Source organism: Nocardia sp. NPDC052316 (assembly GCF_044547795.1).
Lineage (GTDB): Bacteria > Actinomycetota > Actinomycetes > Mycobacteriales > Mycobacteriaceae > Nocardia.
This window is the reverse complement of record NZ_JBIUBB010000001.1, coordinates 1,512,326-1,536,933: the sequence shown is the minus strand read 5'-3', so window position 1 is coordinate 1,536,933 and position 24,608 is coordinate 1,512,326. Positions and strand designations below refer to the sequence as shown.

Sequence of the window (24,608 nt, the reverse complement as noted above, 5' to 3'; positions counted from 1 at the left end):
CCATTGACGCATGACCACGCGGAGGGCACCGGATCCGGGGCGCGCGACGCCGCGGTCACTGGGTGAGCGCTCACCGGGAGGTAGAGAGGCTGTGGTGACACCGGCGTTGTGGTCCGAGCGGGCGGACATGGCGGAATCGGCGATCGTGTCTCGGCATCTGCGCGCGTTGTGGGCGCTGCCGGGGACACAGCTGGGGGTGGTCGGGTGGCCGGCGACCAAGCGGGAGCGCGCGTTCGGGTCGTGGCATTACTGGTGGCAGGCGCATCTGATCGACTGCGCGGTGGACGCGGCCAACCGGGTGCCGACGCCGGTGCGCCGCAAGCGGATTGCCGCGATCGCGCGATCGCACCGCATCCGCAATATCACCGGCTGGACCAACAGGTACTACGACGACATGGCCTGGCTGGCCATCGCGCTGGAACGCGCGGAGCGGACCGCGGGCGTCACCGAGGCGCGTAGCGGCCTGATCGCGCTGGAGAAGCCGCTGTACGACGGGTGGAATCCGGCGGTGGGCGGCGGCCTGCCGTGGCGGATCGGCGCCGACTACTACAACACCCCCGCCAACGGCCCGGCCGCCATCGCGCTGCTGCGGCTCGGCAGGCACGGGCGGGCGCAGGAGATGGCCGACTGGCTGGACGCGACGCTGCGCGACCCGGAGACCGGCCTGATGCTCGACGGCATCCATCTGCCCTCCGGCGAGATCGAGCGCCCGGTGTTCACCTACTGCCAGGGTGTGGTGCTCGGCGTGGAGACCGAGCTGGCGGTGCACACCGGCGCCCCGCGCCACGGCGAGCGCGTGCACCGGTTGCTCGCCGCCGTCGAGGAGCACCTGACCACCCGCGGTGTCATCCACGGTGGTGGCGGCGGCGACGGCGGCCTGTTCAACGGCATCCTGGCCCGCTACCTGGCGGTGGTCGCGCTGATGCTGCCCGGCGACGACCAGGCGCAGCAGGCGGATCGACGGTGCGCGGCCGCGATCGTGCGCGCGTCCGCCGACGCCGCCTGGGCCAACCGGCTCGAGGTCGAGGGCGAGCCGCTGTTCGGGCACGACTGGAGCAAGCCCGCGACGCTGCCCGGCGGCATCGCGGGGGCGGGCCGGTTCACCCCCGGTGGTTCGGTGACCTCGTCCCGAGTGCCGGAACGTGACCTGTCGGTGCAGCTGTCCGGCTGGATGCTGATGGAGGCCGCCCACCAGGTCAGCGCCGCCGGGCTGTAGCCCTTACTCGGCCTCGGTTTTCGCCGAGGTCACCGGCGGCAGATACTCACCGATCAGCGTCCGGTGCCACCACGCCCGATCGCGCAGCAACTCCTGCCGCGTGCTGAAGCGGTACTCGTAGAGCCGCGCACGCACGTACTTCGGTGGCTCGTCCGGGAACGGATTGTGCCGCAGCAAACGCAGCGTCGCCCGGTCGTTCGTCAGCAGCCGCTCGGCGAACGGCAACAACCACGGCCGCGCGTAGAACGGCGAAAGCGCGGCGAACCACATCAGCCAGTCCAGTCGCAGATGGTAGGGCGCCCACTGGCGGGGCAGGCGTCGCACGTCGCCCGGCTTGCCTTTGAATTCGTACTCCTGCCACCGGGTCTGCTCGGTGATGTCCGGGTCGGTGGTCCCCTCGAACACCACTTCCGGCCGGGTCCGGCCGATGTGGCCGAAGGCGCCGTAGGTGCCGACGAGGTGATAGGCGTTGAAGGACATATTCATGCGCTGATCGCGGGAGAGCATGTTGCGCACCGGCCAGTAACTCAGCACGACGGTCAGCACCGTGCACGCGATCACCGATACCGCGAACCACATCGGTGCCGCGGGCAACGCGGGCGGTTCGGGCACCGGCAATACCCGCGCGACCAGGGAACCGTCGATCACGGTAAGCGCCAACAGAATTGTCACCCAATTCAGCCACGCGAAGTTGCCGGAGATCACCAACCACAGCTGGGTGACGACCACGATCCCCGCGGCCACGCTCGCCACCGGCTGTGGCGCGAAAAGCCCGAACGGCACGATCAATTGGGCGAAGTGATTGGCCGCCACCTCGATGCGGTGCAGCGGTTTGGGCAGATGATGGAAGAACCAGCTCAACGGCCCCGGCATCGGCTGGGTCTCGTGGTGGTAGTACAGGCAGGTCAGGTCCCGCCAGCAGGTGTCGCCACGCAGCTTGATCAGACCCGCGCCGAACTCCACCCGGAACAGCAGCCAGCGCGCCAGCCACAACGCCAGCACCGGCGGCGCCGTCTCGTCGTTGCCGAGGAAGATGGCGAGAAATCCGGCCTCCAGCAGCAATGATTCCCACCCGAACCCATACCACCGCTGCCCGACATTGACGATCGACAGGTACCCCGCCCACAGCGCCGCCCACATCCCCATCGCCGCCCACAGCGGCACCAGATCGGCCACGCCGAGCGCCATGGCGGCTGACAGCCCGACGCCCGCCCAGGCCACCGCGGCGAAGAACCGGTCGGAGTAGTGCAACTGAAACAGGCTCGGCGCCAACCGGAACGGCGTGCGCGCCACGAAGCGCGGCACCGGCAACATGCCGTGCTCGCCGATCAGCGCCCGGAACTGCATGGCCGCGCCGAGGAAGGCAATCAGGTAGATGACCGCCAGTCCGCGCTGGAAGATCAGCCTGCTCAGCCAGTACTCGGGTGCCGTGAACCAGTCCATGCCCGCAGCTCCTCCGACGGCGGGAATTTGCCCATGTCACGCGTACCCGGTCCGGTCGAGTGGAAACCCGGCGGTCAGTTCTCGGCGTCGACGGCCACGCTCGGCGCGGTCTCCAGGTCGAACTCCTCCGGCGGCTTCGCCATCTCCTGCCGGTAGTGCCGGATGCCCAGCAGGGTCCCCAGGATCAGCCCGGCCACCAGTGTGCCGATCACGATGGGCATGAGCCACGGCACCCGATCCAGGAAGCTGCCCGCGTAGTACCCGATCAACAGCAGCACCGGCGCCCAGATGATCGCGCCGATCGTGCTCGCGATGGTGAACTTGCGGTGATCCATCCCGGCCGCGCCGGCGACCGTCGGGCACAACGTGCGCACCCACGGAATCCAGCGGGCGATCAGCACCGCGACGAACCCGTGCCGCTGCAGCAACTCGGTGACCCGTTGCAGATTGCGGGTATTGATGTAGCGGCCGTTCTTGCGGGCCACCAGGCGATGCCCGGTGCGCGCGCCGATGACGTAACCGACCTGGTTGCCCGCGATGGCCGCGACCATGGTCCCCAACGACAGCGCCCACACCTGCGCTTCGCCGGAGGCGTGCGAGGCCATCACCACGCCCGCGGTGATCAGCATGGAGTCGCCGGGCAGGAACAGCCCGAGAATGACCGCGCATTCGAGGAAGACAAAGGTGAGCACCACTGTCCAGACGAGCGCGGGACCCGCTGACATCAGCGGATCGAAGGTGCCCACTGCTAGGGGCGAGGACGCCGCGAACACGCGCTCAGCGGGTCGGCTCGTTCGTCGAGACGGTCAGCTCGGCCTCAGGCCGAACCGCCGGCTCCGCGCGACGATTGAGCAGCTTCTTCGCCACCGCGACGATGCCGGGCAGGATCGAGACGAACACGATGAGGAGGAAGATCGCCTCGACGTGATCTCGGATGAAGGCGACATTGCCGAGGAAGTAGCCGAGCACGGTGATGCCGCCGCCCCACAGGATCGCGCCGACGATGTCGAAGGCGACGAACTTGCGGTAGTCCATCTTGGACACACCGGCCAGCACCGGCATGAACGTGCGCACGATCGGCACGAATCTGGCCAGGATGATGGTCTTGGGCCCGTGCTTCTCGAAGAACTCATGCGTCTCGGTGACGTAGTGCTTCTTGAAGAAGCGGGTGTCCTCCTTGTGGAACAACGCGGGCCCGATGGCCCGGCCGATCCAATATCCGCTCTGGTCGCCTGCGAACGCGATGAACGTGACGGCGGGGACGAGCACCCAGATCGAGACCGGCGGATTCGGCTGCGCCGCGAGCAGGCCACCGGTGAACAGCAGCGAATCGCCGGGCAGGATCGGGAAGAGCAGACCGGTCTCGATGAAAACGATCGCCAGAATGGCCGGGAGCACCGCGTTCTTGAGCCACGTCTCCGTGAGCAGGTGCATCGGGTCGAGCAACTCCGTGAGTGCGAGGTTGCTTGTCACCGATTCTGTCGCTGCCAGCAGAATCACGCGGTGGTCTCCTGTTCTGGATACGGCTGGCCTGATTCACGTGCCATCGCATCGGAGGCGGCCAGCGCAATTACCGGGCCCACAGTACCGGGTTCGCCTGAGAAACCCCGCCCTGTGCGTGAAACTACCTGCTGGTCACCTGAAGGTTCCGTGCTGACTACCGCCTGGTCACTCGTGCAGGCACTACACGGCCTCCCTGGATACCAGGCGAAACACTGCTGTCCTAGGGTGGTGGCTGACAAAATAGGTCTTTGCCGCAACAAACACGGAGGTCTTACTGTGCCCATCGCGACTCCGGAGGTCTACGCCGAGATGCTCGGTCGGGCCAAAGCGAACTCCTTTGCCTTTCCCGCCATCAACTGCACGTCCTCGGAGACGATCAACGCGGCCATCAAGGGTTTCGCCGAGGCGGGCAGCGACGGCATCATCCAGTTCTCCACCGGCGGCGCCGAATTCGGCTCCGGACAGGGCGTGAAGGACATGGTGACCGGTGCGGTCGCGCTGGCCGAATTCGCGCATGTGGTCGCCGCGAAGTACGACATCACCATCGCGCTGCACACCGACCACTGCCCCAAGGACAAGCTGGACGGCTTCGTCCGGCCGCTGATCGCCATCTCCCAGGAGCGGGTGAACAACGGTCAGCACCCGCTGTTCCAGTCGCACATGTGGGACGGCTCGGCGATCCCGATCGACGAGAACCTGGAGATCGCCCAGGAACTGCTGAAGTCCTGCGCGCAGGCCAACATCATCCTCGAGGTCGAGATCGGTGTCGTCGGCGGCGAAGAGGACGGTGTCGAGGCGGAGATCAACGACAAGCTCTACACCTCGCCCGAGGACTTCCAGAAGACCATCGACGCGCTCGGCGCCGGCGAGAACGGCAAGTACTTGCTCGCCGCGACCTTCGGCAATGTGCACGGTGTGTACAAGCCGGGCAACGTGAAGCTCAAGCCCGAGGTGCTGGCCGAGGGGCAGCGGGTGGCCGCGGCCAAGCTGGGCCTGGGTCAGGACGCGCAGCCGTTCGACTTCGTCTTCCACGGTGGTTCGGGCTCGCTGAAGTCGGAGATCGAGGATTCGCTGCGCTTCGGTGTGGTGAAGATGAACGTCGACACCGACACCCAGTACGCGTTCACCCGCCCGATCGTCACGCACATGTTCACCAACTACGACGGTGTGCTCAAGATCGACGGTGAGGTCGGCAACAAAAAGGTCTACGACCCGCGCAGCTACCTCAAGAAGGCGGAAACCTCGATGGCGGCGCGTGTCACCGAGGCATGCAATGATCTGAAGTCCGCGGGAAGGTCGATCAGCGCCTGACCCATCAACCCACCGGGGGCTCGACAGCTCATGTGTCTGGATGTGCGCGTGCTCGGGCCCGTCCGGTTGCTAGTCGGCGGTGAGCCGGTGGCGGTCGGCGGGCCCAAGCCGCGGGCTTTGCTGGCCGCACTCACCGTGAATCGGCGCCGCGCTGTGTCGTCGGCCGCGCTGGCCGACATGGTGTGGAACGAGGATCCGCCCGACTCCTACGCCGCCAGTTTGCAGGTGTTCGTCTCGAATATCCGCAAAGCGCTGCGTAATTCGGGTGTGGATCCGGCGCTGGTGTTGCGCACCGAATCCTCCGGCTACCGCCTCGAAGTGGCCGAGACCGCCTGCGATCTCGGACGTTTCGAGGCGAGCCGGGAGGCCGGTAGCCGCGCAGTCGCGCTCGGCGATCACGCGGGCGCCGCCCAGCTCTACGGTGCCGCACTGCGCGAATGGAGCGGCCGGGCGCTGGCCGACCTGTCCGGCCTGCAGTTCGCCGACGGGTTCGCCACCGCGATGGACGAGGAGCGGCTCGCCGTCGCCTCCGCCCGGATCGACGCCGAAATCGCCTGCGGGCGTGCCTCCTCGGTGATCGGCGAGCTGGTCGCGATGACCGGCGAGCATCCGCTGCGCGAGCCGCTGTGGGGCCAGTTGATCACCGCGCTCTATCTGTCCGGGCGGCAGGCCGACGCGCTCGACGCGTGTCGCCGGGTGCGGACCGTGCTCGCCGACGAACTCGGCATCGATCCCGGCCCGGCCCTGATCGAGCTGGAGCAGCGAGTGCTGCGCCAGGAGCCGCTCGGCACCGTGGAGCTCCGGCAGGTCGAGCGGATGGCCGCGGCGATGACCGAGACCGTCACCGAGGCGCCGAGCACGGTGCGCAGCGGGCAGCTGCGGCTACCCGACGGCCGGGTGGTCTCGATCGCCCAGGGCGGCCTGCGGATCGGCCGGATGACGGACAACGACCTGGTCCTCGACGACCCGAAGGCCAGCAGGTATCACGCGCACATCATGCCGAGCCGGGCCGGACTGCTGATCAAGGACTTGCACTCGGCCAATGGCGTTTTCGTCAACGACGACCCGATCGAGAACGGCGCCCTGCTCGCCGACGGCGACCAGATCCGCATCGGCGCAACGATGTTGACGTTTCAGGCCGTGCAGTAGTCACTCGTTGCAGGCGAAGCCGTCGCCGTCCCGATCGAGCATGGGGTTGTACTGCGGCAGCCCGCGGTAGATCGGTCCCGCGTAGTCGGCGCGCGCCTGTTCGCAGGTGGTGTACACCCGTCGCTTCTTCTCGGATTCGCCGTCGCGCTGCGGGATCTCGTGCGAATCGGGGCGGGCGACAAAGGCGGCGGTAGGGGTCTCGGCGATGGCGGTCGGTGGCGCCAGGGTGAGGGCGCCGACCACGAGACACGCGGCACCGATCGCAGGGGTCACGCGGCGTAGTGCTGTAGTTCTCACGACATCCATCCTGCGCCGAAAACACCCAGCCGTGGGGTGTGGATTTCGGGCGTCGGAAAATGTCCGGACCGACCAGTCCGACCTGTGGCTGAGCCGCCGCCCAAACCGCGCTAGGTCAGCCGGACCTCAGCGATGGCCCGCCCGAACAGCTTTCGACCCGCCGAGGTGCCGCCGAGCACGATGGTCGCGGTGCGGGTGTGCGGATCGAGCGACTTGATCCGGCCGACGAAGTCCACCGTGCTCGCCGAGTCCGGCGCCACCGGAACGAAACCGGAGAACCGCACGCTGAACTTCGCGATGGCGGTCGGGTCGCCGAGCCAGGAGGTCAGGTAGCCACCGGCCAGGCCCATGGTCAACATGCCGTGCGCGACGACCGTGGGCAGGCCGACCAGCTTGGCGGCGTGATCGCTGAAATGGATCGGGTTGGCGTCGCCGGAGACACCGGCGTAATTGGCCAGGTCGCCGCGGGCCAGCCGGAACGAACCGGCGGGCAGCTGAGCCCCGACGGACAGCTGGTCGAACTCGGGCAGCGTGTGCACCGGCGCGAGCTCGCGGTCGGCGGGCGGCGCGGGTAGCTCGCCGAGGCCCAGCGGGATCAGCGCCGAACTGTCGTCCGAACCGCTGCCCGCCGTGGGGAATTCGACCACCTGGCCGTGCATCATGATGTTGTCGACCACGTCGGTGAGGCCAGGATCCACCTCGGCGCCGCGGCGCGCCACGATCGTGGTCGAGCCGATGAGGGCGAGCTCGCCGTGCTGATTGACCAGCGCGGAGCGGACGACGACGAAATCGTTGTCGCCGAACTGCCGGATCGACTCGATCAGGATCTCGCTGGTCAGTCGGTCGCCGGCCAGGATGGGCCGATACGCCTGGAAGACCTGATCGGTCTGCAGGATCTGCGAGAGGTCGTACTCGGTGAGCACCGATTCGAGCAGCGAGCGGGTGCCGGACGACCCGATGACCGAGGCGAAGGTCGGCGGTGCGATCACACCGTCGTGGCCGAGTTTGCGCGCGTCGGCCTCCTGCTGATGCGCGCCGTGGTGATTCTGCACCGCTCGCGCGAATTCGCGGATCTTTTCCCGGCCGACCTCATAGTGGTCCCGCACGCGGAACCGCTGGCCGGCCAGCGTCGCCGTCTGCTGTACGTCATCGGTTTCGAGCGCCGTCGTCTGTTCCCTGCCCATGATGCGGCCACGCTACTAATGAACAGGACCGTTGACCAGCTGAGTGTGAGCAGCGCTACCGTCGATCGATACGGAATTGCTATCGAATTTGCTTGTTCTTCATCTACCGGCTCGCGACGGGCTTTCGGAGCTGATCGAGATTGATGCTTATCGGCTATTAAATGTGTTCGGCTGCCCGTCGAGAGGGCAGCCACAACAGGTAGATCAATTCCGTCGCGAGTTATTGCGGAGCGCTGGAGGGTGGATCGCAGACTTTCCAGCCGGCGTCGGTGCGCTGCAGGTCGAACGTGCGCGCCGAGCGCTTGGCCGGATCGGCCTCGGTATAAACGGTTGCCTGCGCGATCGCCGTGTCGTCGGTGATCCGGATGGCATCCACGCTGTCCACCACCGGAATAGTGCGGCGTTCCATCGAGAGCTGATGCACGCCGGCGAATTGATCCGCCGGAATGCCCTGATAGAAATCGTGCAGCGGACCACAGGTGGTCTCCCGCAACGTGGTCAGGTCGCCGGTCTTCAGCGCATCGGTGTAATCGGAGATCGCGGCGCGCACCTGGGTATCCGGCGAATTGTCCGTCGAGTTCACGACCACCGCCACGATCACCCCGACCAACACGACCACCACTGCGGCGGCGCCCGCCACCGCGAGCAGCCACCGCTTGGGACGACCCGAAGTGGTCTGATCGGCTGGTGCCGGAGCCTGTGCCGGGGGTGCGATCCGCTGCGGCTGGGCGATCTGCCGGGGCTGCGGTGGCCGCAGCGAGCCGATCTGCTGCGCGGGCAGCGTCGGCTGGACATCCGCGGGCGAGGGGGCCGTCGCGTGCTGGCGCGGCAGGTTGGGGTGGGCGGGCGCGGGCCGCGTCTGCTCGACTGGACCGGGCCCGCTCGGCGGCGGGGCCGAAGGTGCTTGCGGGACAGGTTGTTTCGGTCCGGGAGCGGCGCGCGGCGTGGTCGGCGGCTTGGTGATCGGCACTCGCCCCGCACCCGGCGTCACGCGGTCGGTTCCGGCCGGCTTCGGCGCGTCGGTGGGCCGCTGGATCGGCAGCGCGACGGTCTGCGCGTCGTCCGGCTTGATCACCGGCATCGCCATCGTCACGTCTTCGGATCCCGGCGGCGGCTGTTGCCCGGCGTCCGGTGCCGCCGTATTCATCTTGACGGTGTCCGCTTCGGGAGCGGCGTCCTCGACCGGAGGTGCCGGCCGCTGCACCCGCATCACCGTGGTCGGCGCATCCCCGTCCGGGATGTCGGCCTCCGGTGCTTGCGCGGACTCGGCAGGCTGCGCGGTCGCGGCGGACATGTCGGGTGCGTTGTCTCGGTCCGCACCAGCCTTCTCCCCGCCGAACCAGGGGCGGGACTTCGACGGAGCAGAGCTCTCCGGCGTGACCGACGCTGCGTCCTCGGGAGTGGTTGTACCCCTGGCAGTCTCGTTTTGCGCCGCATCAGTTGCCGCAGCGGCGCCAGATGATGCCGCGGCCGCGCCGGATTTTGCCGCTGTCGCGCCGGGTGGTGCGACGGGCGCACCGGACTGTGCGGCGGAGGTGCCGGACTGAGTGGTGGAGGCACCGGGTTGCGTAGCGGGCGCGCCGGACTGAGTGGCGGAGGCACCGGACTGAGTGGCGGAGGCACCAGACTGTGCGGCGGGCGCGCCGGACTGTGCGGCGGAGGCACCAGACTGTGCGGCGGGCGCGCCGGACTGTGCGGCGGAGGCGCCGGACTGTGTGGCGGGCGCACCAGACTGTGCGGCGGATGCGCCGGGTTGTGCGGCTGGCGCACCGGACTGAGCGGCGGAAGCGCCGGACTGAGCGGCGGGCGCGTCCGGTCGTGCCGCCGTCGCGCTGGGTGGCGTCGCGGGGCCGCCGGGTTGTGCAGCGGGGTGTGTGGCGGTGGGACCGGGTTGTGTACCGGATGCGCTGGGTTGCGTACCGGGCACGCCGGCTGTTGCTGCGGGCGCGCCGGATTGGGCTGCTGCGCCGGATTGCGTTGCGGTGGTGCGGGATTGAGCTGCGGGCGCACTGGATCGTTCAGCGTCTGAGGTGGTCGGTGCGGCACCGCCCGCAGGGGAGTTGGCCTGTTGCGTGGCTGCAGGTTTCGCGCTCGATGTCGCGGTCGACGTGGATTGCGCGGGTGTGCCCGGAGCGGGCGGTTGGTTCGTGCCCGCTGCGGAGTCGGCTTGGGTCCGGCCGTCCCGTTTGATTACTTCGGTTTCGGCCGCGGGCGCTGCCTTCGGAGCGGCACCGCTCTGGGCGATATCGGCGACCACGTCGCCGGAAGTGGGCTTATCTTGTTCCGCCGTGGGGGTTTTCGAGCCCTGCTCGGCAGGTGCTTCGGCCGGAGGTGTCGCGGAGGAGGGCTTGTCGCCGCGCGCGATCGCCTCGGTCTTCGCCTCGGGGTTGGCGGTGCTACCCGCAGCGGATGCTGCTTTACCTGGAGCGGGGCTGTCCGACGGGGCCGCGCCAGCCGACTTCGCGGGCTGAGCCGGGGTGTTGACCTTCGGGATGGCCTCGGGCGCGGTCTTGTCGACGGTCGAGTCGGAAGAGACGGGCTTCGCGCCGTTCCCCGGCTCGGAACCGGTTGCCGCTGCGGCATTGCCGGGTTTTGCGCCAGAGTTCGAGCCGTCTGACGTGCCGGAACCCGTATTCCGCGCGGCAGCCGCGGGCGTCGACGTGCCGCGGGGGTTCACGGCGGGCTTACCGGAGTTCTCGGCGTCGGGCGAGCCCGGCGCGGCCGAAACCGCGGCAGGGGAGTCGGTCGGAGCTGAAGTATCCGCGGTGTCCTTACTCTCCGCACCCGCGGCGGGAATGGGACGCGTGGGCGTTGCGGGCGAGGGCTCCGGGCGGGCGGCGACCGGGTGGCGGACCGTGGTGTCTGCCGGGCGTGCGTCGGCTGCGGCCGGGGTTGCCGGGTCGGCGCTCGCCGGGTTCTTGTCGTCGTTCGGGTCGGACACGCACTACCCCTCGGTCAGGCGGAACAGTTGAACTCGACGGCCAGCTTAACGGGCAGGGCCCGAGGTAGTCCGTCTTAAGACCGCGCATGGCCGCGGTGAATGCCGAGGTACGCCGAAGGGGTGCGGTTCGACCGAGTTCGGGTTGCCGACGGAGCGCATGCGCAGGGAATCGGCGCATCGGTGCACAATGAAGCCCATGACCTCGTTCGGTGATCTCCTCGGCCCCCAGCCGGTACTCCTGCCTGAAATCTCCGACGCGGAAGAAGCGTTGCTCGACAAGGCCGACCCGTTCCGCGTCGCCGCCGATCATCCTGCGGCCTCGATCGCCTGGGCCTACCTGGCCGAGGCCGCGCTGACCAGCGGGGAAGCCCAGGATGAGCCGATCAACCACGACATCCTCGCGGCGTACGCGTTCGCCCGCACCGGCTACCACCGCGGCCTCGATCTGCTGCGCCGCAACGGCTGGAAGGGCTTCGGCCCGGTGCCGTGGAGCCATGAGCCGAACCGCGGTTTCCTGCGCAGTGTCGGCGCGCTGGCTCGCGCGGCGAAGGTGATCGGGGAGACGGAGGAGTACGCGCGCTGCTTGGATCTGTTGGAAGACTGCGATCCGCGGGCCGCGGCTGAGCTCGGCCTCGACTGAGTCGAATGATTGCAGGATCGCGAAGCGATTCGATGAGGGGTGGCGGTCGGGTGGCGGGTGGGCTCGACCTCAATATCAATCCCAGCTCTCGCGTCGGCGTCGCCAAGGCGAGCAGCATGGATCGGCTGCGCGCGTCGTGGGCGCGGCTGCGACTGTCCGCGTTGCCGATTCTCCAGTGCGCTCTCGGCGCGGCACTGGCCTGGTTCATCGCGCGGGACCTCGTCGGGCACGCGCAGCCGTTCTTCGCGCCCACCGCGGCCGTGGTGTCGATCGGCATCTCCTTCGGCGCCCGGCTGCGGCGTTCGGTGGAACTGGTGGTCGGCGTCGCGGTCGGCATCGGCATCGGTGACCTGTTCATCACCAACGCGGGTACCGGCGTGTGGCAGATCGCCCTGGTGGTCGCGGTCGCCATGGCCGCGGCGGTGTTCCTCGACGGCGGGTCCATCATCACCATGCAGGCGGCCGGTTCGGCCGTGCTGGTCGCGACGCTGCTGCCGCCCTCGGCGGGTGGTGGCTTCTCCCGGATGATCGACGCGCTGGTCGGCGGTCTGGTGGGAGTCGTTGTGGTGGCGTCGATTCCGCTGCACCCGGTGCGGCGGGCCCGCGAGCAGGCGGCGGAAATCCTTGCGGTGATGAGCAAGTCGCTCACCGAGGGCGCCGACGGTCTGCTCGAACAGAATCCGGACAAGGTGCGTTCCGCGCTCGCTGCGGTCCGTGCGACGCAGCCGCAGCTCGACACCTTGCGGTCCACGCTCGAGGGTGGCAAGGAGATCAGCCGAATCTCCCCGCTGTACTGGAACTCTCGGGCCCGTCTCGAACGTATCAAGGCCACCGCCGACCCGCTCGACAACGCGGTGCGCAACACCAGGGTGCTGCTGCGCCGTTCGCTCACGCTGGTCCAGGATGACGAGATACTCGACCCACGCCTGATCGACGAGGTCGAACGGCTCGGCCAGGCCATCGATGTGGTGCGCAGGATGATGCTCGCCGACCCCGGCGAGCAGCCCGACCAGGCCGAGGCGGCCAGGGTGCTGCGCACCGTCGCCAAGGAGGCGCGGCCGGAACTCGTTGAGGGTGCAGGGCTCTCGGCCCATGTGGTGTTCGCCCAGGTGCGCTCGATCGTGGTGGACCTGATGCAGGTGTGCGGGATGAAGCGCATCTCCGCGATCGCGCTGCTCCCGCCGACGGTGCCCAAACCGTTCGTGACCCCCGAGGAATGATCCGACTACTCAGTGGATTCGCCGACTCTCGTGCCGGATACGGGTGCTCGCCGCCGCTGTGCGTGGCGTCCTTGCTGATCTTTGGGTAGTCCGCTACTCGTGTTCCGGCGGCCCCGGCCCCATAACTTGAACAGGTGACCGCGATCGAACGAGGGGTGTCGCGGTCGACCACTTCGCACACGAGCGAACTGCCCCACCGGCCATATGGTGTGGTGGCCGTGCGGGTTGGGGCAGCACGCCCGTTGCGAGGAGCAGAGTCGCCTGGTCCGACGTCCGGCCGGGCGGCTCTGTGTTCGTCAGTTGCCGCCTTCTTCCTTGCTGAGCGGGAACATCCGGGCCTGTCCCGGCCGCAGCGAGAACCGCCGCCGGTCGAAATCCCAGAGCCGATAGATCGGCCACTGCACGGTGTGCGCCAGCCAGGCGCCGACGATGACGGCGCGATGGAACGGCAGCACCTGGTAGCCCTGGTTGGTGATGGTGCGCAGGCCGCTCAGCTGGAACTGCCACCAGCGGCGCGGGCTGGTGCGCCTGCGCCGGGCCGACGTCTCGACCCGCATGTGCTTCAGTTGATCGATCGGCAAGCCGCGCTTGCTCAGGCACAGCGCCAGGTCGAGGTCGTCGATCACGTCCGGCCGCACGACGGTGTCCGCGCGCACATCCAGCCAGGCGGTGCGGCGGATGGCCATGTTCGGGCCGTGCATGTTGCCGACCCGGCCGCCCAGCTTGCCGCGCCGATCCTGCAGGTAATAGCCGAATTTCAGCAAGAAGCCGACCGGCGAGTCGTAGTAGGTGGTGATGCCGGTGAGCGCGGCGACGTCGGGGTGGTCGGTGAGGTGCTGCCGGATGACCGCGCCCCAATCGGGCGCGACCAGGCAGTCGGCGTCGGTCCGGCCGATGAAATCCCCACGGGCCTTGTCGAATCCGGTGTTGCGGGCCCGCGCCACCCCGCGCTGAGGTTCCTCGACGAGTTCGACTTTGGGGTGTTCGAGCGCGTAGGCGCTGACGAGTTCACGGGTGCCGTCGTCGCTGCCGTTGTCGACCACGACGACCTCGTCGATCGCGTCCTGCGTGACGAGGCGGTCGAGGGTCTGCGTGATGCACGCCGCCTCGTTGAGGACCGGGATGACGATCGATAAGGTCGTCGCCGAATCGGGGCTGCTCATTGGTGGTACTGCTCCAGTTCTGGGTCGGGTGAACTTTTCTACAGAACGGTCTGTTATCTGCCCGGAACAGCCGTTCTCGTCAGCGTGGCGCGTGCTGAGAACACAGAGAACTCGGTCGGCGACGGTGCCGCGAGGTCGATCGGGGTCGGTGTGCGACCAGGGCCGGGAAGCCTGCTGATTACCGGCTGGGCCGACCGGCGATGATCACGGGTTCACCCTAGTTGCGTTGATGCACAGACAGAATCCCCAAGCCTTGGGGGCACCAAATCCTCAGGTGGCGCTTGCGGTTTCGCCGATCGCGCAGACCCTGGGCCGCCCAGGACGCAGCGTGAAGCGGCGCCGCTCGAAGTCCCAGAATCGGTAGATCGGCCACTGCACGGTGTGTGCCAGCCAGGCGCCGACGATGACCGCCCGATGAAACGGCCGCACCTGGTAGCCCTGCTCGGTGATGGTGCGCAACCCCGTCAATTGGAAGCGCCACCAATCGCGCGGTCCGGTCCTGCGGCGGCGGGCCGAGGTTTCGGCGCGCATGTCCGTCAGCTGGTCGATGCGCAGGCCGCGTTTGGTCAGGCACAACGCCAGATCCAGATCCTCGGCGACGTCCGGCCGCGTCGTGGTCTCCGCTCGCACCGTGCGCCACGCGGACCGGCGGATGGCCATGTTCGGGCCGTGCATGTTGCCCACCGGCCCGCCCAGCTTGCCGCGCCGATCCTGCAGGTACAGGCCGAATTTCAAGAAAAAGCCGATGGGTGAGTCGTGATAGGTGGTGATGCCGGTGACCGCGGCGGTGTCCGGGTGCTCGGTGAGGTTGTGCCGGATGACCTCGCCCCAGTCCGGCGCGACCAGGGTGTCCGCGTCGGTGCGGGCGAGGAAATTGCCTCTGGCCCGGTCGAATCCGGCGTTGCGGGCGGCGGGGATGCCGCGGGTCGGCTCCTCGATGAGGGCGACCTCCGGGTGGTCGACCGCGTAGTCACGCACGATCTGGCGGGTGTCGTCCTGGCTGCCGTTGTCGACGACGATGATTTCGTCGATCGCGTCCTGGGCGACCAGTCGGTCCAGCGTGCGCTCGATGCACTTCGCTTCGTTCAGTGCGGGTATCACGACGGACAAAACCGTCGTTGTCGATGTGTTCGTCATAGTGGTCCTGCTCCCACTTTTCGCTGATGGGCAGCCGAAAACCCCGACGCTGTCGGCCGGTTTCTCTGCTGCGGGCGCGCGTCAGCGCGCGGTGGCGGCTCGGCCGGACCCGGTCATCGACGGTGACGCCGGTCCGAAGACGGCAGTCCGGCCACTATCGCGTGGTGTGCCAAGTGATCGCACGACGATCGTGGTTACTACCGATCTCGTACGTGTGAATACCCCATTCCCCCCATAGTGATCATCGAGTTCGGACCCTACTCGCTCGAATCGATCCCCGCAGCCCATTCCGCCCCCGGCGGCTAGGTCCAGAAGCGCGTCAGATAACTGCCGTAGCGCGACCAATTCGACGGCACCCCAGACACTTCGAACAACGCGTACACCGCGTCGAAGAAGACCTGATTGATGGCTGGCGTGAACAGCAGCGCGAACAAGATCAGCATGCCGAATGGTTTGAATTGGTCGAGCGCGCGCCGGGTCTGGTAGCTGAGCGAGGGCTCGAGTATCCCGTAGCCGTCCAGCCCCGGCAGCGGGATCAGGTTCAGCAGGGCCGCGGTGATCTGCAAGAACGCCAAAAAGCTCAGGCCGAACCAGAACGCGGGATGTGCAGTGGCACTGCCGAACAGCTGCACGATCACCAACAGCAGCACCGCGCAGAGCGCGTTCACCGCCGGGCCCGCGCCGCTGATGATCCGCTGCGTGCGTGGCGAGAAATTGTGCGTATGTACGTACACCGCGCCGCCGGGTAATCCGATGCCGCCCAACGCGATGAAGACGATCGGCAGCACGATCGACAACAGCGGATGGCTGTACTTCAACGGATTCAGCGTGAGATACCCACGCAATTCGACCTCGTGGTCACCGGCCCGCCAGGCCATGAACGCGTGCGCGAATTCGTGCAGGCACAGCGTGATGATCCAGCCGAACACCACGAGCACGAACACGCCGACCTTGGCGCGGGTGGAGTCCACCTCGGCGTCCCAGGCCAGCGCGCCGCCGACGAGGGTGATGACGACGACGAGCAGAAAGATCGGGCTCGGCCGCACCGCGCGCGAACGCCGGTCGGCGGCGAAGGGTGAACTCATCGGACCAGCAACCAGGGCTCGTGATGCCGATAGAAACTCGACCGGGGCACCGTGCGGTCGCTGCGGACGCCGTCGCGGGTCACCACCGCGCCCGGCGTGCCCAGCTGGGCGGCGCGCCCCTCGATCCAGCGGCGCTTGCGCATGCCCCGCTGCGTCGTGGCCCGCACGCCGGGCTGGTGCAGCATCGGCGACACCAGCATCGCGGTGACCTTGCCGGAGAACAGTTGCACATCGTCCACGTAGGCCTCGCCCTCGAGTTTCGCCGCGTCGACACCGGTGAGCTTGGCCCGGCCGACCAGTACCTGCCCGGTGTCGTCCCGGATCAGCGGCACCTCGGTGGCCCGGCCGTCGATGGCCCGCTTGGCGGCGGCATTACCGGTCCCGGTCTGATAGGCGCGGGAGCCGTAGGTCTTCTCGACCGGCACATAGCCGATCTCCACGTGCAGCCGTTCGGTGCGCATCAGGTGCGTGAGCACCGTGGCGAGCGCGGCGTCGTCACCGAGCACGATGAGGCGCGGCAGACTGTCGGCCGCCAGCACGGGCAGCAGCTCGTCGATCTCGGTGGTATCGGGGATGGCGGCCGTCGAACTGCTCGGCAGCGCCGCGAGGGCGATAGGTACCGGTGCGCCGTCGCAACGGAGAACGTGGGTACTCAAACTGCCGTACACCCTCCTCGGTTCGAGCCGACACGCCGTCGGACCCTTCGCCACTTCCGCCGACCCCAGCCCGGTTCCGACGGCTGCAACCATAGCCCTGCCCGGCTCCGGCCACATGGTTGTCGCGCCCGCGGCGTGAGCTTCACGCCGCCAATCACACTACGACGAGATCCGGTCCGACGCCGCCGCCGACGCGTCTACTAGACTGTGCTCCCGGCCACCGCCTCGATACGGCAGGTAGCTGCAACACTGGTGTTTACCCGCCCCGCCGGCTCGACCGGCTGCCAGCTCCCGGGTGTTGCACGTCGAACCGTAGGAGACAAGACAATGCCGGCAATCGTCCTGATCGGCGCCCAGTGGGGCGACGAGGGTAAGGGCAAAGCGACCGATCTACTCGGTGGCCGGGTGCAGTGGGTGGTCCGATACCAGGGCGGCAACAACGCGGGCCACACCGTGGTGCTGCCCAGCGGTGACAATTTCGCGCTGCACCTCATCCCGTCCGGCATCCTCACCCCCGGCGTGACGAACGTCATCGGCAACGGCGTCGTGGTCGATCCCGGCGTGCTGCTCGACGAGCTGGCTGGACTGGAAGAGCGCGGCGTCGACACCTCGGGCCTGCTGCTCTCCGCGGACGCGCACCTGATCATGCCGTACCACGTGGCCATCGATAAGGTCACCGAACGCTTCCTCGGCAACAACAAGATCGGCACCACCGGTCGCGGCATCGGCCCCTGCTACCAGGACAAGGTCGCCAGGGTCGGCGTGCGGGTGGCCGACGTGCTCGACGAGAAGATCCTCACCCAGAAGGTCGAGGCCGCGCTGGAGTTCAAGAACCAGGTGCTGGTCAAGATCTACAACCGCCGCGCGCTCGACCCGCAGCAGGTGGTGGACGAGGTGCTGGCGCAGGCCGAGGGCTTCAAGCACCGCATCGCCGACACCAGGCTGAAGCTGAACGTGGCCTTGGAGAACGGCGAGACCGTGCTGCTGGAGGGTTCGCAGGGCACCCTGCTCGACGTGGACCACGGCACCTACCCGTACGTGACGTCGTCCAACCCGACCTCCGGCGGCGCGGCGGTCGGCGCGGGCGTCGGGCCCAACAAGATCACCGCGGTGCTCGGCATCCTCAAGTGCTACACCACCCGCGTCGGCTCCGGCCCCTTCCCGACCGAACTGTTCGACGAGTTCGGCGCGTACCTGGCCAAGACCGGCGGCGAGGTCGGCGTCACCACCGGCCGGGCGCGGCGTTGCGGCTGGTTCGACGCGGTGATCGCCCGCTACGCGACCAGGGTCAACGGCATCACCGACTACTTCCTCACCAAGCTGGACGTGTTGTCCAGCCTGGAGACCGTGCCGATCTGCGTTGCCTACGACGTAGACGGCGAGCGGGTCGAGCAGATGCCGACCACGCAGACCGGGTTCCATCACGCGAAGCCGATCTACGAGGAGATGCCCGGCTGGTGGGAGGACATCTCGCAGGCCCGCACCTTCGAGGAGCTGCCGGCCAACGCCCAGGCGTACGTGCTGCGGCTGGAGGAACTGTCCGGCGCCCGCATCTCCTGCATCGGCGTCGGACCGGGCCGCGATCAGACCATCGTCCGCCACGATGTGCTCGGCTGAGACCGGAAAGTTATAGTCCGGCTGAATGATTGCCGCTGTTCATCGTTGATCTCTACGATCATGGTCGGTCGCGAACTACAGTAAGAGTCATGGCTCGGAACTGGCCGATGATCGAGCGTGTGACCGAGTTCGAGGCGATCCGCGCGGCCCTCACCGGCACGGAACATGTCGGCGCGGTCCTCACCGGCGATGCCGGTGTCGGCAAGACAACACTGGCCAGACAGGCAACGGCCGCCGTCGGCGGCAATATTCGGTGGGTCGCGGGCACCGAATCGGCGCGCAGCATCCCGCTCGGGGTGTTCGCGCATATGGTCGGCGTCTATACGGCGCACGACCCGGTGACGTTCATGTCCGCGGCCCGTGAGGCGCTGCTCGCGGACGGTCACACCATCATCGGGGTGGACGACGCGCATCTGCTCGATCAGTTGTCGGCGACGCTGCTGTTGCAGCTGGCCATCGACAAGGCGGCGCACATCGTGGCCACCGTGCGCAGCGGGGTGCAGGTACCGGACGCGGTGACCTCGCTGTGGAAAGACGGTCACCTGCTGCGCATCGACCTGAATCCGTTCACTCAGCGGCAGAGCGTCGACCTGGTCGAGTCGATGCTCGGCGGGCAACTCGAGGGCTTCACCGCCAATCTGATGTGGGAGTCCTCCGGCGGAAACGCGCTGTTCCTAAGACATTTGGTCGAGGGCGCGCTGGAGGCGGGCTCGCTGCGCCAGGTGAACGGCGTGTGGCAGCTGCGCGGGCGCGCCGCGGTCACCTCGGAACTGGCCGCGCTGCTGGAGGATCGGGTCGAGCAGCTGCCCGAGGACGTGCTGCACGTGCTGGAACTGCTCACCTTCTGCGAACCGATCGACCTGGACGTGCTGTCCGAACTGGCCGGCGAGGAGGCGGTGGAGTCCGCCGAAACCCGCGGCGTGATCCGGGTTGTCGAGAATTCGCACCAGTTGACCGTGCGCTACAACCATCCGCTGTTCGGCGAGGTGATCCGGCGCAGGCTCGGCATCGCCTCGGCCCGCAGGCTGCGCGGCAGGCTGTACTCCTCGCTCAAGGAACGGCCGATCAATTCCGCCGCCGACCGCATCCGGCTCGCCGAATTGGCTTTGGACAGTGACAAATCCGCCGATCTGGAGCTGTTCGAGGCGGCCGCCGCCGACGCCATCGGGCTGGCGAATCTGCCGCTGGGCGAGCGCTTCGCCAGGGCGGCGGTGGAGCGTCGCGGTGGGGTCGAGGCCGCCGATCTGCTCGCGCGCGCCCTGCTGTGGCAGGGCCATCGCATCGAGGCCGAGCGCACGCTGGCCACCTTCGACCCCGACCAGCTCACCGAGGTGCAGGTGGCGCGCTGGGGTAGCACGCGGGTGGCGAATCTGTTGTGGGCCATGGGCGACGCCGATCGCGCCGACGAGGTGCTGACGCTGGTCCGCGGCAAGGTCAGCCATCCGAAGATCGCGGCCATCATCGACGGGCTGGCGTCCGCGTGCGCGGTGAACGAGAACCGGATCGACGCCTCGATCACCGAGGCGGAGAAGGTGATGTCGGTGAAAGGCGCACCGCCGTGGGCGATCTGGTGGGCGTCCTTCGGCGGCGGGCTGGCGCTGACCCTGATGGGCCGCGGCGAGGCCGCCCTGCAATACGCGGCCCGTGGCCACGAGGTGGAGAGCGACATCGACGGGCTGAACCGTTTCATGTCGACGCACGCCGAGGTGCTCGCGCTGATCCTGACCGGTGATCTCGAAGCCGCCAGGCTTTGCGCCGCAGCGTATTTCGGCTACTCCGCGCCCGGGCAGTATCTGGCCTGGGGCATGTCGAAGATTTTGCAGGGCACCGTCGATGTGGCGCAGGGGCACTTCCCGGACGGCATCGAGAATCTGGAGCAGGCGCTGGCCGCGCTCGCCGCGGAGGGCGCGGCGGCGTGGATGTTCCCCGCGAGAATCCGGCTCGCCGAGGCATATTCGGCGCTTGGTCGGTCGGCCGAGGCGGCCGAGGCGATCGGTGAGGCGACCGCGCGCGGCGGTAGGCACAGCGCCGTCTACGAACCGCAGCTCGAGATCGCCCGTGCCTGGCACGCCGCCGCGGAAGGCACCGTCACCCCGGCCATCCGCCTCGCGATGAGCGCGGCCGACGCGGCCGCTCGCTCGAACCAGCACGCGATCGAGGCCATGGCGCTGCACGCCGCGGCCCGCTTCGGCGACCACTCCGCGGCCGGGCGGCTCGCCGACCTCGCGGCGAAGGTGGACGGCAGGCTGGTGCAGGTACAGGCCAAGCACGCCGTTGCCCTCGCCGCCCACGACGGACCCGGATTGGACGCCGCCGCAGCCGAATTCGAGCGGATCGGCGTGCTGCTCTCCGCCGCCGACGCGGCCGCCCAGGCGGCTTCGGCGCACGAGCGCGCGGGCGACCGCCGCCGCCTGCTGGAATCGGCCGCCGCCGCCAACCGGCTGGCCGCGGCCTGCGGCGGCGCAAGCACGCCCGCGCTGCGGCAGGCCGCGCAGCCGCTGCCGCTCACCGCCCGCGAACGCGAGATCGCCAATCTTGTTGCGGCAGGGCTGTCCAACCGGCAGATCGCCGATCGCCTCACCGTGTCGGTCCGCACCGTGGAGGGCCATCTCTACCGCGCCTGCATCAAGATGGACGTAACCGACCGCGAGTCGCTCGGCGCGCTGATGCGGGGCGAATCCTCCGCGGGCTGAGCGGGCACGCGCTGCAAACCAGACATTCGTGGCGTGTTGCCTGTTCACCTGCGGTAACGCGCGCCATCCCGACTTGACAGCATCCGATCAGCTACGGATAGGGTGCGAGCGCGCAGTACGCGGGGACGTGCTGGCTGACCCAACCTGATGGTGGTGCTTCGACGTGGCTCGTCGCTATCGAGAACTGAACACTCCGGCGACCCGGCGTAGCTTGCGTCCGATCGTCGGTGCCCTGCCGCTGGCGGTCGCGGTCGCCTGCGCGGGTGCGGCGGTCGCCGACCCCGGCCCGTCCACGCAGCCGGGCGTGACCACCCCGAGCACACCGAGCACGCCGGCCAAACCCGAGCGTTCGCCCAGCCAGCCCGGCGTCACCACCCCGAATCAACAGGGTGCCGTCGGCCCGAAGCCCGCCCCGGCCGACCCCGCCGAGGGCCAGAGCCTCAACTACGCGCGTCCGGTCCCCACGCCGGCCCCGGCACCGCCGATCCAGCCGCAGCAGTTGCACGCCCCGGAGCCGGTCGAGCCCGTCGCACCCATCGCGCCGCCGCCGCGCACGCTGCGCATCGGTGATCTCACCAGCCCGGTCCCGGACGAGGTCCCCGACGATTTGCTCGACGGCGTCAACGGCACCGCCGCAGGTGTCGAGGCCGCGATCGCCACCGGCGGCCGCTCCATCGGCATCAACCCGTCCCGCTCCGACAAGATCGCCGCCGCCACCGCGGCCGGTGCGGTCGGCGGCGCACTCGGCGGTGCCGCGCTCGCAGGCATCCCGGCCGCGGTGGTCGGCGGTGTCGGTGGCGCGGCCATCGGCGCGGGGGTCGGTGCGGGCATCGGCTTCGCGGTCGGCGTCGCGGGCACGGCCGCCGGTGGTGCGATCGCGGCCGCCGCCGCTGGCATCCCGACCGGCGGTGCCGGGGCACTGCCCGCCATCGGCGCGGCGTTCGTGGCGGCCTGGCCGATCGCCGCGGCGAGCACCGGGGCGGGTGCCGCGATCGGCGCGGGTGTCGGCGCGGCGGCCGGTGCCGCGGTCTTGGGTATCCCGGCTGCGGTGGCCGGTGGGGTGGCAGGCGGGATCTTGGGCGGCAGCACGGGCGCTGGTTTCGGCGCTACCGCCTGACGACCGCGCCGCACCCCGTCAGTTGGCGTTCTCCGCTGCGCCGGTGAGGAACTCGCCTGCCGGTGGGGCGAGCAGGCTGATCTTCGGGAGGTGCCTGAGCTTCGCTACTTCCTGGAACTCGGCGTCGGGGAGGACGGCGGCGATCGCCCTGGCGGCCTTGCGGAGCAGCAGGTCGCTCTTGCCGCCCGCGATCACCAGGGTTTGCGCCTTGACGGCGGCCCAGTCCGCGGCGCGTAGTGGTTCGCCGCGCATGAACTCACCCATCACGGCCCAGTCGTGCGGGGTCGAGTTCGCGGTGGCGAGCAGGTGCTTCCAGAACGGCGCGAAACGCAGGACGGTGACGAAGGTGCGCGAGACGCCCATTGCCTTGGTCAGGTAGAAGCGGACGGTGTCGGCGCGTCGGCCTGCGGCAACCAGCTGGTGCAGCGTCGTCTCCAGGTCGGCGGCGGGCACGAAGCCCGTGGTGTCCACGATGAACGGCGGCTCGAAGGCAACCACCTTGGTGATCCCCAGGATGCGTCCGGAACCGGCCGCCCGCAGCGCGAGCCCGGCGCCGGAGGACCAGCCGAACAGCATGGCGGACCCGCCCGCCACCTCGACCAGGGCCGCGAGATCGTCGATCTCGCGCTCGACGGCGTAGCCGCCGGACGCGGCGGTGCTGTCGCCGCGGCCGCGCCGGTCGTAATTGAGGACGGTGAGACCGTATTGCTCGTTGAGTGCCGCGGCCAGCTCAACCATGGTGGGCAGCTTCCGGTAGCCGAAGGCCCCGCCGATGAGGATCACCGTTCCGGCGTGACCGTCGTGGCGGTCGTACGCGATCACGGTCCCGTCGGCGGAGGTCACGGTCTCCACAACAGTCTCACTTTCCAGAGGAGGTCGGCCAACGGTGCGTTGGGGGCGTACCTGTTCAGACGGTGCCGAGGGTGTGGATTCATCGACGGCAGCGGCGACCGACCCAACCCGCGAAGTCTGTGATGCTGCTCACTATGCCGTCAAGGCGTCTGGCAGGCCCGTGAACGTTATTTACGGAAAGTGCCGGGGATTAGCTGCTGCCCGGCCTGATCCCGCGGGTGGTGGCCAACGCGCGGGCAATGATGCGCCCGAGAACTATCCGCTCAGAACAGGGTTGGTTCCCCGAAGCCCGGCGTGCGTTCGATCTCCAGCAGGTGCTGCTTGGTGCTGACGCCACCGGGTGCGGAGAAACCGGTGAGCGCGTTGTCCGCGGCGAGCACCCGGTGGCACGGGATGATCAGGGGAATCGGGTTGCGGCCCAAGGCTTGTCCGACGGCTTGCGCGGCTCCGGGCGCGCCGATACGGTCGGCCACTTGGCCATAGGTCAGGGTGTGCCCGGGATCGATGGCGCGGGTCACCTCGTACACCGCGCGATGGAACTCCGGAATCCCGCTGGTATCCAAGGGAATCCAGCGCAGGTCGTCGAGTTCACCGGCCAGGTGGGCGCGGATGCCCGCGATGGCCTCGGCGATCGGGCCGGTGGGGGTCTCTTCGCGGACCTCGTTGTCCGGCAGGCCGGCGCGGCGGCGCGTGATGCGCGCACGGGTGGCGGCCGGGCTTGCCTCGGGGAGCTGGAACCGGATCACGGTCGCGGCGCTCCACGCGATCGCACAGATGCCGATCGCGGTGTCGAAGAGCGTTGCCTCGGCGGACAGGCAACTGGGGTCGGTCATGCAGTCAGTGTGCACGGTAGGGCTGACACAGTTCGAGATATCAGTCCAGTTTTGCTCAACTGGCCTTGCTGTCGAGCGTGTCCTGCTCCGACACGAGTCGGCGCACGCCGCGCTCGGGTCTCCGCGTCCCGCCGGTGCTGTGCGCGACGGTCCGCCGAGACCGCCAGGCGTACTGGTCGACAGTGGTCTGCTTCGACGGCGTGGCCACCGGTTCACCGACCGCCCGCGTCGACGACCCCGAGCGTTGCGCCGGAACGGCTTTCGCCGTGGTGCCAGCGGTTTCCCGGACGGCCGACGGCACCTCGTCAGGCATGTCGCTGCGCCCATAGATGGCGGCGAGATCCGCATAGCGCCGATGGGCGTCGTAATACGAAGGGGTCCAGTCGGACATCGGGGTGCCCGGGTGGAAGCGTTCCAGCCGGAACGCCCGCTCGGCACCCTTCGGTAGATAGCGGTAGACCGCGTAGCCGAAGGCGGCGACAACGAGGAGAGCGGCGAAGGTGGTCATGATGCCAGCCTGCGCCCGACTGGCCTTGCTTTAAATATCCACT

The 24,608-nt window shown here is 68.7% G+C and carries 21 protein-coding genes; 8 read left to right on the top strand and 13 right to left on the bottom strand.

Features of this window, described 5'->3' with window-relative positions:
* The first annotated feature begins 127 nt into the window (after positions 1-127).
* Positions 128-1,216 carry a glycoside hydrolase family 76 protein gene (locus ACIHA7_RS07130; protein WP_397286573.1) on the top strand — a complete coding sequence of 363 codons (1,089 nt, stop codon included), beginning with the start codon at positions 128-130 and terminating at the stop codon, positions 1,214-1,216.
* 3 nt (positions 1,217-1,219) lie between these two features.
* Here ACIHA7_RS07130 and ACIHA7_RS07125 read toward each other — a convergent pair whose 3' ends face one another.
* The 3 genes from ACIHA7_RS07125 to ACIHA7_RS07115 form a co-directional block, all read right to left on the bottom strand.
* Positions 1,220-2,659, bottom strand: a complete 1,440-nt coding sequence (locus tag ACIHA7_RS07125) for a lipase maturation factor family protein (RefSeq protein WP_397286385.1) — start codon at positions 2,657-2,659, stop codon at positions 1,220-1,222.
* Between the two features lie 74 nt (positions 2,660-2,733).
* Positions 2,734-3,384: a DedA family protein gene (locus ACIHA7_RS07120; protein ID WP_397286383.1), complete on the bottom strand. Its 651-nt coding sequence runs from the start codon at positions 3,382-3,384 to the stop codon at positions 2,734-2,736.
* Between the two features lie 52 nt (positions 3,385-3,436).
* On the bottom strand, positions 3,437-4,093 hold the full coding sequence (locus ACIHA7_RS07115; protein WP_397286571.1) for a DedA family protein: 657 nt from the start codon (positions 4,091-4,093) through the stop codon (positions 3,437-3,439).
* Positions 4,094-4,438: 345 nt separating this feature from the next.
* On the opposite strand from ACIHA7_RS07115, the gene fbaA reads away from it, so the two are divergent.
* Positions 4,439-5,473 carry a class II fructose-bisphosphate aldolase gene (gene fbaA, locus ACIHA7_RS07110; protein ID WP_194832188.1) on the top strand — a complete coding sequence of 345 codons (1,035 nt, stop codon included), beginning with the start codon at positions 4,439-4,441 and terminating at the stop codon, positions 5,471-5,473.
* A 30-nt stretch (positions 5,474-5,503) separates the two neighbouring features.
* Positions 5,504-6,622 carry a BTAD domain-containing putative transcriptional regulator gene (locus ACIHA7_RS07105; protein WP_397286381.1) on the top strand — a complete coding sequence of 373 codons (1,119 nt, stop codon included), beginning with the start codon at positions 5,504-5,506 and terminating at the stop codon, positions 6,620-6,622.
* On the opposite strand, the gene ACIHA7_RS07100 is transcribed toward ACIHA7_RS07105, so the two are convergent.
* The 3 genes from ACIHA7_RS07100 to ACIHA7_RS07090 form a co-directional block, all read right to left on the bottom strand.
* The gene (locus tag ACIHA7_RS07100) at positions 6,623-6,919 is read right to left on the bottom strand and encodes an excalibur calcium-binding domain-containing protein (protein ID WP_397286378.1); all 297 of its coding nucleotides are present in this window, start codon (positions 6,917-6,919) and stop codon (positions 6,623-6,625) included.
* Between the two features lie 110 nt (positions 6,920-7,029).
* Positions 7,030-8,103, bottom strand: a complete 1,074-nt coding sequence (locus ACIHA7_RS07095; RefSeq protein WP_397286376.1) for a fused (3R)-hydroxyacyl-ACP dehydratase subunits HadA/HadB — start codon at positions 8,101-8,103, stop codon at positions 7,030-7,032.
* A 220-nt stretch (positions 8,104-8,323) separates the two neighbouring features.
* The gene (locus tag ACIHA7_RS07090) at positions 8,324-9,397 is read right to left on the bottom strand and encodes a hypothetical protein (protein ID WP_397286374.1); all 1,074 of its coding nucleotides are present in this window, start codon (positions 9,395-9,397) and stop codon (positions 8,324-8,326) included.
* Positions 9,398-11,231: 1,834 nt separating this feature from the next.
* Here ACIHA7_RS07090 and ACIHA7_RS07085 point away from each other — a divergent pair.
* Both ACIHA7_RS07085 and ACIHA7_RS07080 read left to right on the top strand, forming a co-directional pair.
* Positions 11,232-11,684, top strand: coding sequence for a DUF3151 domain-containing protein (locus ACIHA7_RS07085; protein WP_107659783.1), 453 nt, complete (start codon positions 11,232-11,234; stop codon positions 11,682-11,684).
* Positions 11,685-11,800: 116 nt separating this feature from the next.
* On the top strand, positions 11,801-12,904 hold the full coding sequence (locus ACIHA7_RS07080) for an aromatic acid exporter family protein (protein WP_397286569.1): 1,104 nt from the start codon (positions 11,801-11,803) through the stop codon (positions 12,902-12,904).
* Positions 12,905-13,200: 296 nt separating this feature from the next.
* On the opposite strand, the gene ACIHA7_RS07075 is transcribed toward ACIHA7_RS07080, so the two are convergent.
* From ACIHA7_RS07075 to ACIHA7_RS07060, 4 genes are all read right to left on the bottom strand, one after another.
* Positions 13,201-14,067 carry a glycosyltransferase gene (locus ACIHA7_RS07075; protein ID WP_397286372.1) on the bottom strand — a complete coding sequence of 289 codons (867 nt, stop codon included), beginning with the start codon at positions 14,065-14,067 and terminating at the stop codon, positions 13,201-13,203.
* Positions 14,068-14,337: 270 nt separating this feature from the next.
* The gene (locus ACIHA7_RS07070) at positions 14,338-15,204 is read right to left on the bottom strand and encodes a glycosyltransferase (RefSeq protein WP_397286370.1); all 867 of its coding nucleotides are present in this window, start codon (positions 15,202-15,204) and stop codon (positions 14,338-14,340) included.
* A 302-nt stretch (positions 15,205-15,506) separates the two neighbouring features.
* Positions 15,507-16,289, bottom strand: a complete 783-nt coding sequence (locus ACIHA7_RS07065; RefSeq protein ID WP_397286368.1) for a site-2 protease family protein — start codon at positions 16,287-16,289, stop codon at positions 15,507-15,509.
* Entirely contained in the window at positions 16,286-16,945 is a 660-nt protein-coding gene (locus ACIHA7_RS07060; protein WP_397286366.1) for a hypothetical protein, read from the bottom strand. Before ACIHA7_RS07060 ends, ACIHA7_RS07065 begins: the two co-directional genes overlap by 4 nt.
* A 327-nt stretch (positions 16,946-17,272) precedes the next feature.
* Between ACIHA7_RS07060 and ACIHA7_RS07055 the strand changes: the two genes are divergently transcribed.
* From ACIHA7_RS07055 to ACIHA7_RS07045, 3 genes are all read left to right on the top strand, one after another.
* Positions 17,273-18,562 (top strand): adenylosuccinate synthase, encoded by a 1,290-nt coding sequence (locus ACIHA7_RS07055; protein ID WP_135233838.1) that lies wholly within the window; start codon positions 17,273-17,275, stop codon positions 18,560-18,562.
* Between the two features lie 89 nt (positions 18,563-18,651).
* On the top strand, positions 18,652-21,255 hold the full coding sequence (locus ACIHA7_RS07050) for a LuxR C-terminal-related transcriptional regulator (RefSeq protein WP_397286363.1): 2,604 nt from the start codon (positions 18,652-18,654) through the stop codon (positions 21,253-21,255).
* A gap of 163 nt (positions 21,256-21,418) precedes the next feature.
* The gene (locus ACIHA7_RS07045) at positions 21,419-22,372 is read left to right on the top strand and encodes a hypothetical protein (RefSeq protein ID WP_397286361.1); all 954 of its coding nucleotides are present in this window, start codon (positions 21,419-21,421) and stop codon (positions 22,370-22,372) included.
* Between the two features lie 18 nt (positions 22,373-22,390).
* On the opposite strand, the gene ACIHA7_RS07040 is transcribed toward ACIHA7_RS07045, so the two are convergent.
* From ACIHA7_RS07040 to ACIHA7_RS07030, 3 genes are all read right to left on the bottom strand, one after another.
* Positions 22,391-23,224, bottom strand: coding sequence for an alpha/beta fold hydrolase (locus ACIHA7_RS07040; RefSeq protein WP_397286359.1), 834 nt, complete (start codon positions 23,222-23,224; stop codon positions 22,391-22,393).
* A gap of 263 nt (positions 23,225-23,487) precedes the next feature.
* Entirely contained in the window at positions 23,488-24,057 is a 570-nt protein-coding gene (locus tag ACIHA7_RS07035) for a methylated-DNA--[protein]-cysteine S-methyltransferase (protein ID WP_397286357.1), read from the bottom strand.
* Between the two features lie 55 nt (positions 24,058-24,112).
* Positions 24,113-24,565 (bottom strand): hypothetical protein, encoded by a 453-nt coding sequence (locus tag ACIHA7_RS07030; protein ID WP_397286355.1) that lies wholly within the window; start codon positions 24,563-24,565, stop codon positions 24,113-24,115.
* Positions 24,566-24,608 lie beyond the last annotated feature (43 nt).

Excerpts from the sequence above, each read along its gene's own strand:
- ACIHA7_RS07130 (WP_397286573.1), top strand. The coding sequence starts at position 128 with ATGGCGGAATCGGCGATCGTGTCTCGGCATCTGCGCGCGTTGTGGGCG.
- ACIHA7_RS07125 (WP_397286385.1), bottom strand. The coding sequence starts at position 2,659 with ATGGACTGGTTCACGGCACCCGAGTACTGGCTGAGCAGGCTGATCTTC.
- ACIHA7_RS07120 (WP_397286383.1), bottom strand. The coding sequence starts at position 3,384 with ATGTCAGCGGGTCCCGCGCTCGTCTGGACAGTGGTGCTCACCTTTGTC.
- ACIHA7_RS07115 (WP_397286571.1), bottom strand. The coding sequence starts at position 4,093 with ATGCACCTGCTCACGGAGACGTGGCTCAAGAACGCGGTGCTCCCGGCC.
- ACIHA7_RS07105 (WP_397286381.1), top strand. The coding sequence starts at position 5,504 with ATGTGTCTGGATGTGCGCGTGCTCGGGCCCGTCCGGTTGCTAGTCGGC.
- ACIHA7_RS07095 (WP_397286376.1), bottom strand. The coding sequence starts at position 8,103 with ATGGGCAGGGAACAGACGACGGCGCTCGAAACCGATGACGTACAGCAG.
- ACIHA7_RS07090 (WP_397286374.1), bottom strand. The coding sequence starts at position 9,397 with ATGTCCGCCGCGACCGCGCAGCCTGCCGAGTCCGCGCAAGCACCGGAG.
- ACIHA7_RS07085 (WP_107659783.1), top strand. The coding sequence starts at position 11,232 with ATGAAGCCCATGACCTCGTTCGGTGATCTCCTCGGCCCCCAGCCGGTA.
- ACIHA7_RS07080 (WP_397286569.1), top strand. The coding sequence starts at position 11,801 with ATGGATCGGCTGCGCGCGTCGTGGGCGCGGCTGCGACTGTCCGCGTTG.
- ACIHA7_RS07075 (WP_397286372.1), bottom strand. The coding sequence starts at position 14,067 with ATGAGCAGCCCCGATTCGGCGACGACCTTATCGATCGTCATCCCGGTC.
- ACIHA7_RS07070 (WP_397286370.1), bottom strand. The coding sequence starts at position 15,204 with ATGACGAACACATCGACAACGACGGTTTTGTCCGTCGTGATACCCGCA.
- ACIHA7_RS07065 (WP_397286368.1), bottom strand. The coding sequence starts at position 16,289 with ATGAGTTCACCCTTCGCCGCCGACCGGCGTTCGCGCGCGGTGCGGCCG.
- ACIHA7_RS07055 (WP_135233838.1), top strand. The coding sequence starts at position 17,273 with ATGCCGGCAATCGTCCTGATCGGCGCCCAGTGGGGCGACGAGGGTAAG.
- ACIHA7_RS07050 (WP_397286363.1), top strand. The coding sequence starts at position 18,652 with ATGGCTCGGAACTGGCCGATGATCGAGCGTGTGACCGAGTTCGAGGCG.
- ACIHA7_RS07035 (WP_397286357.1), bottom strand. The coding sequence starts at position 24,057 with ATGACCGACCCCAGTTGCCTGTCCGCCGAGGCAACGCTCTTCGACACC.
- ACIHA7_RS07030 (WP_397286355.1), bottom strand. The coding sequence starts at position 24,565 with ATGACCACCTTCGCCGCTCTCCTCGTTGTCGCCGCCTTCGGCTACGCG.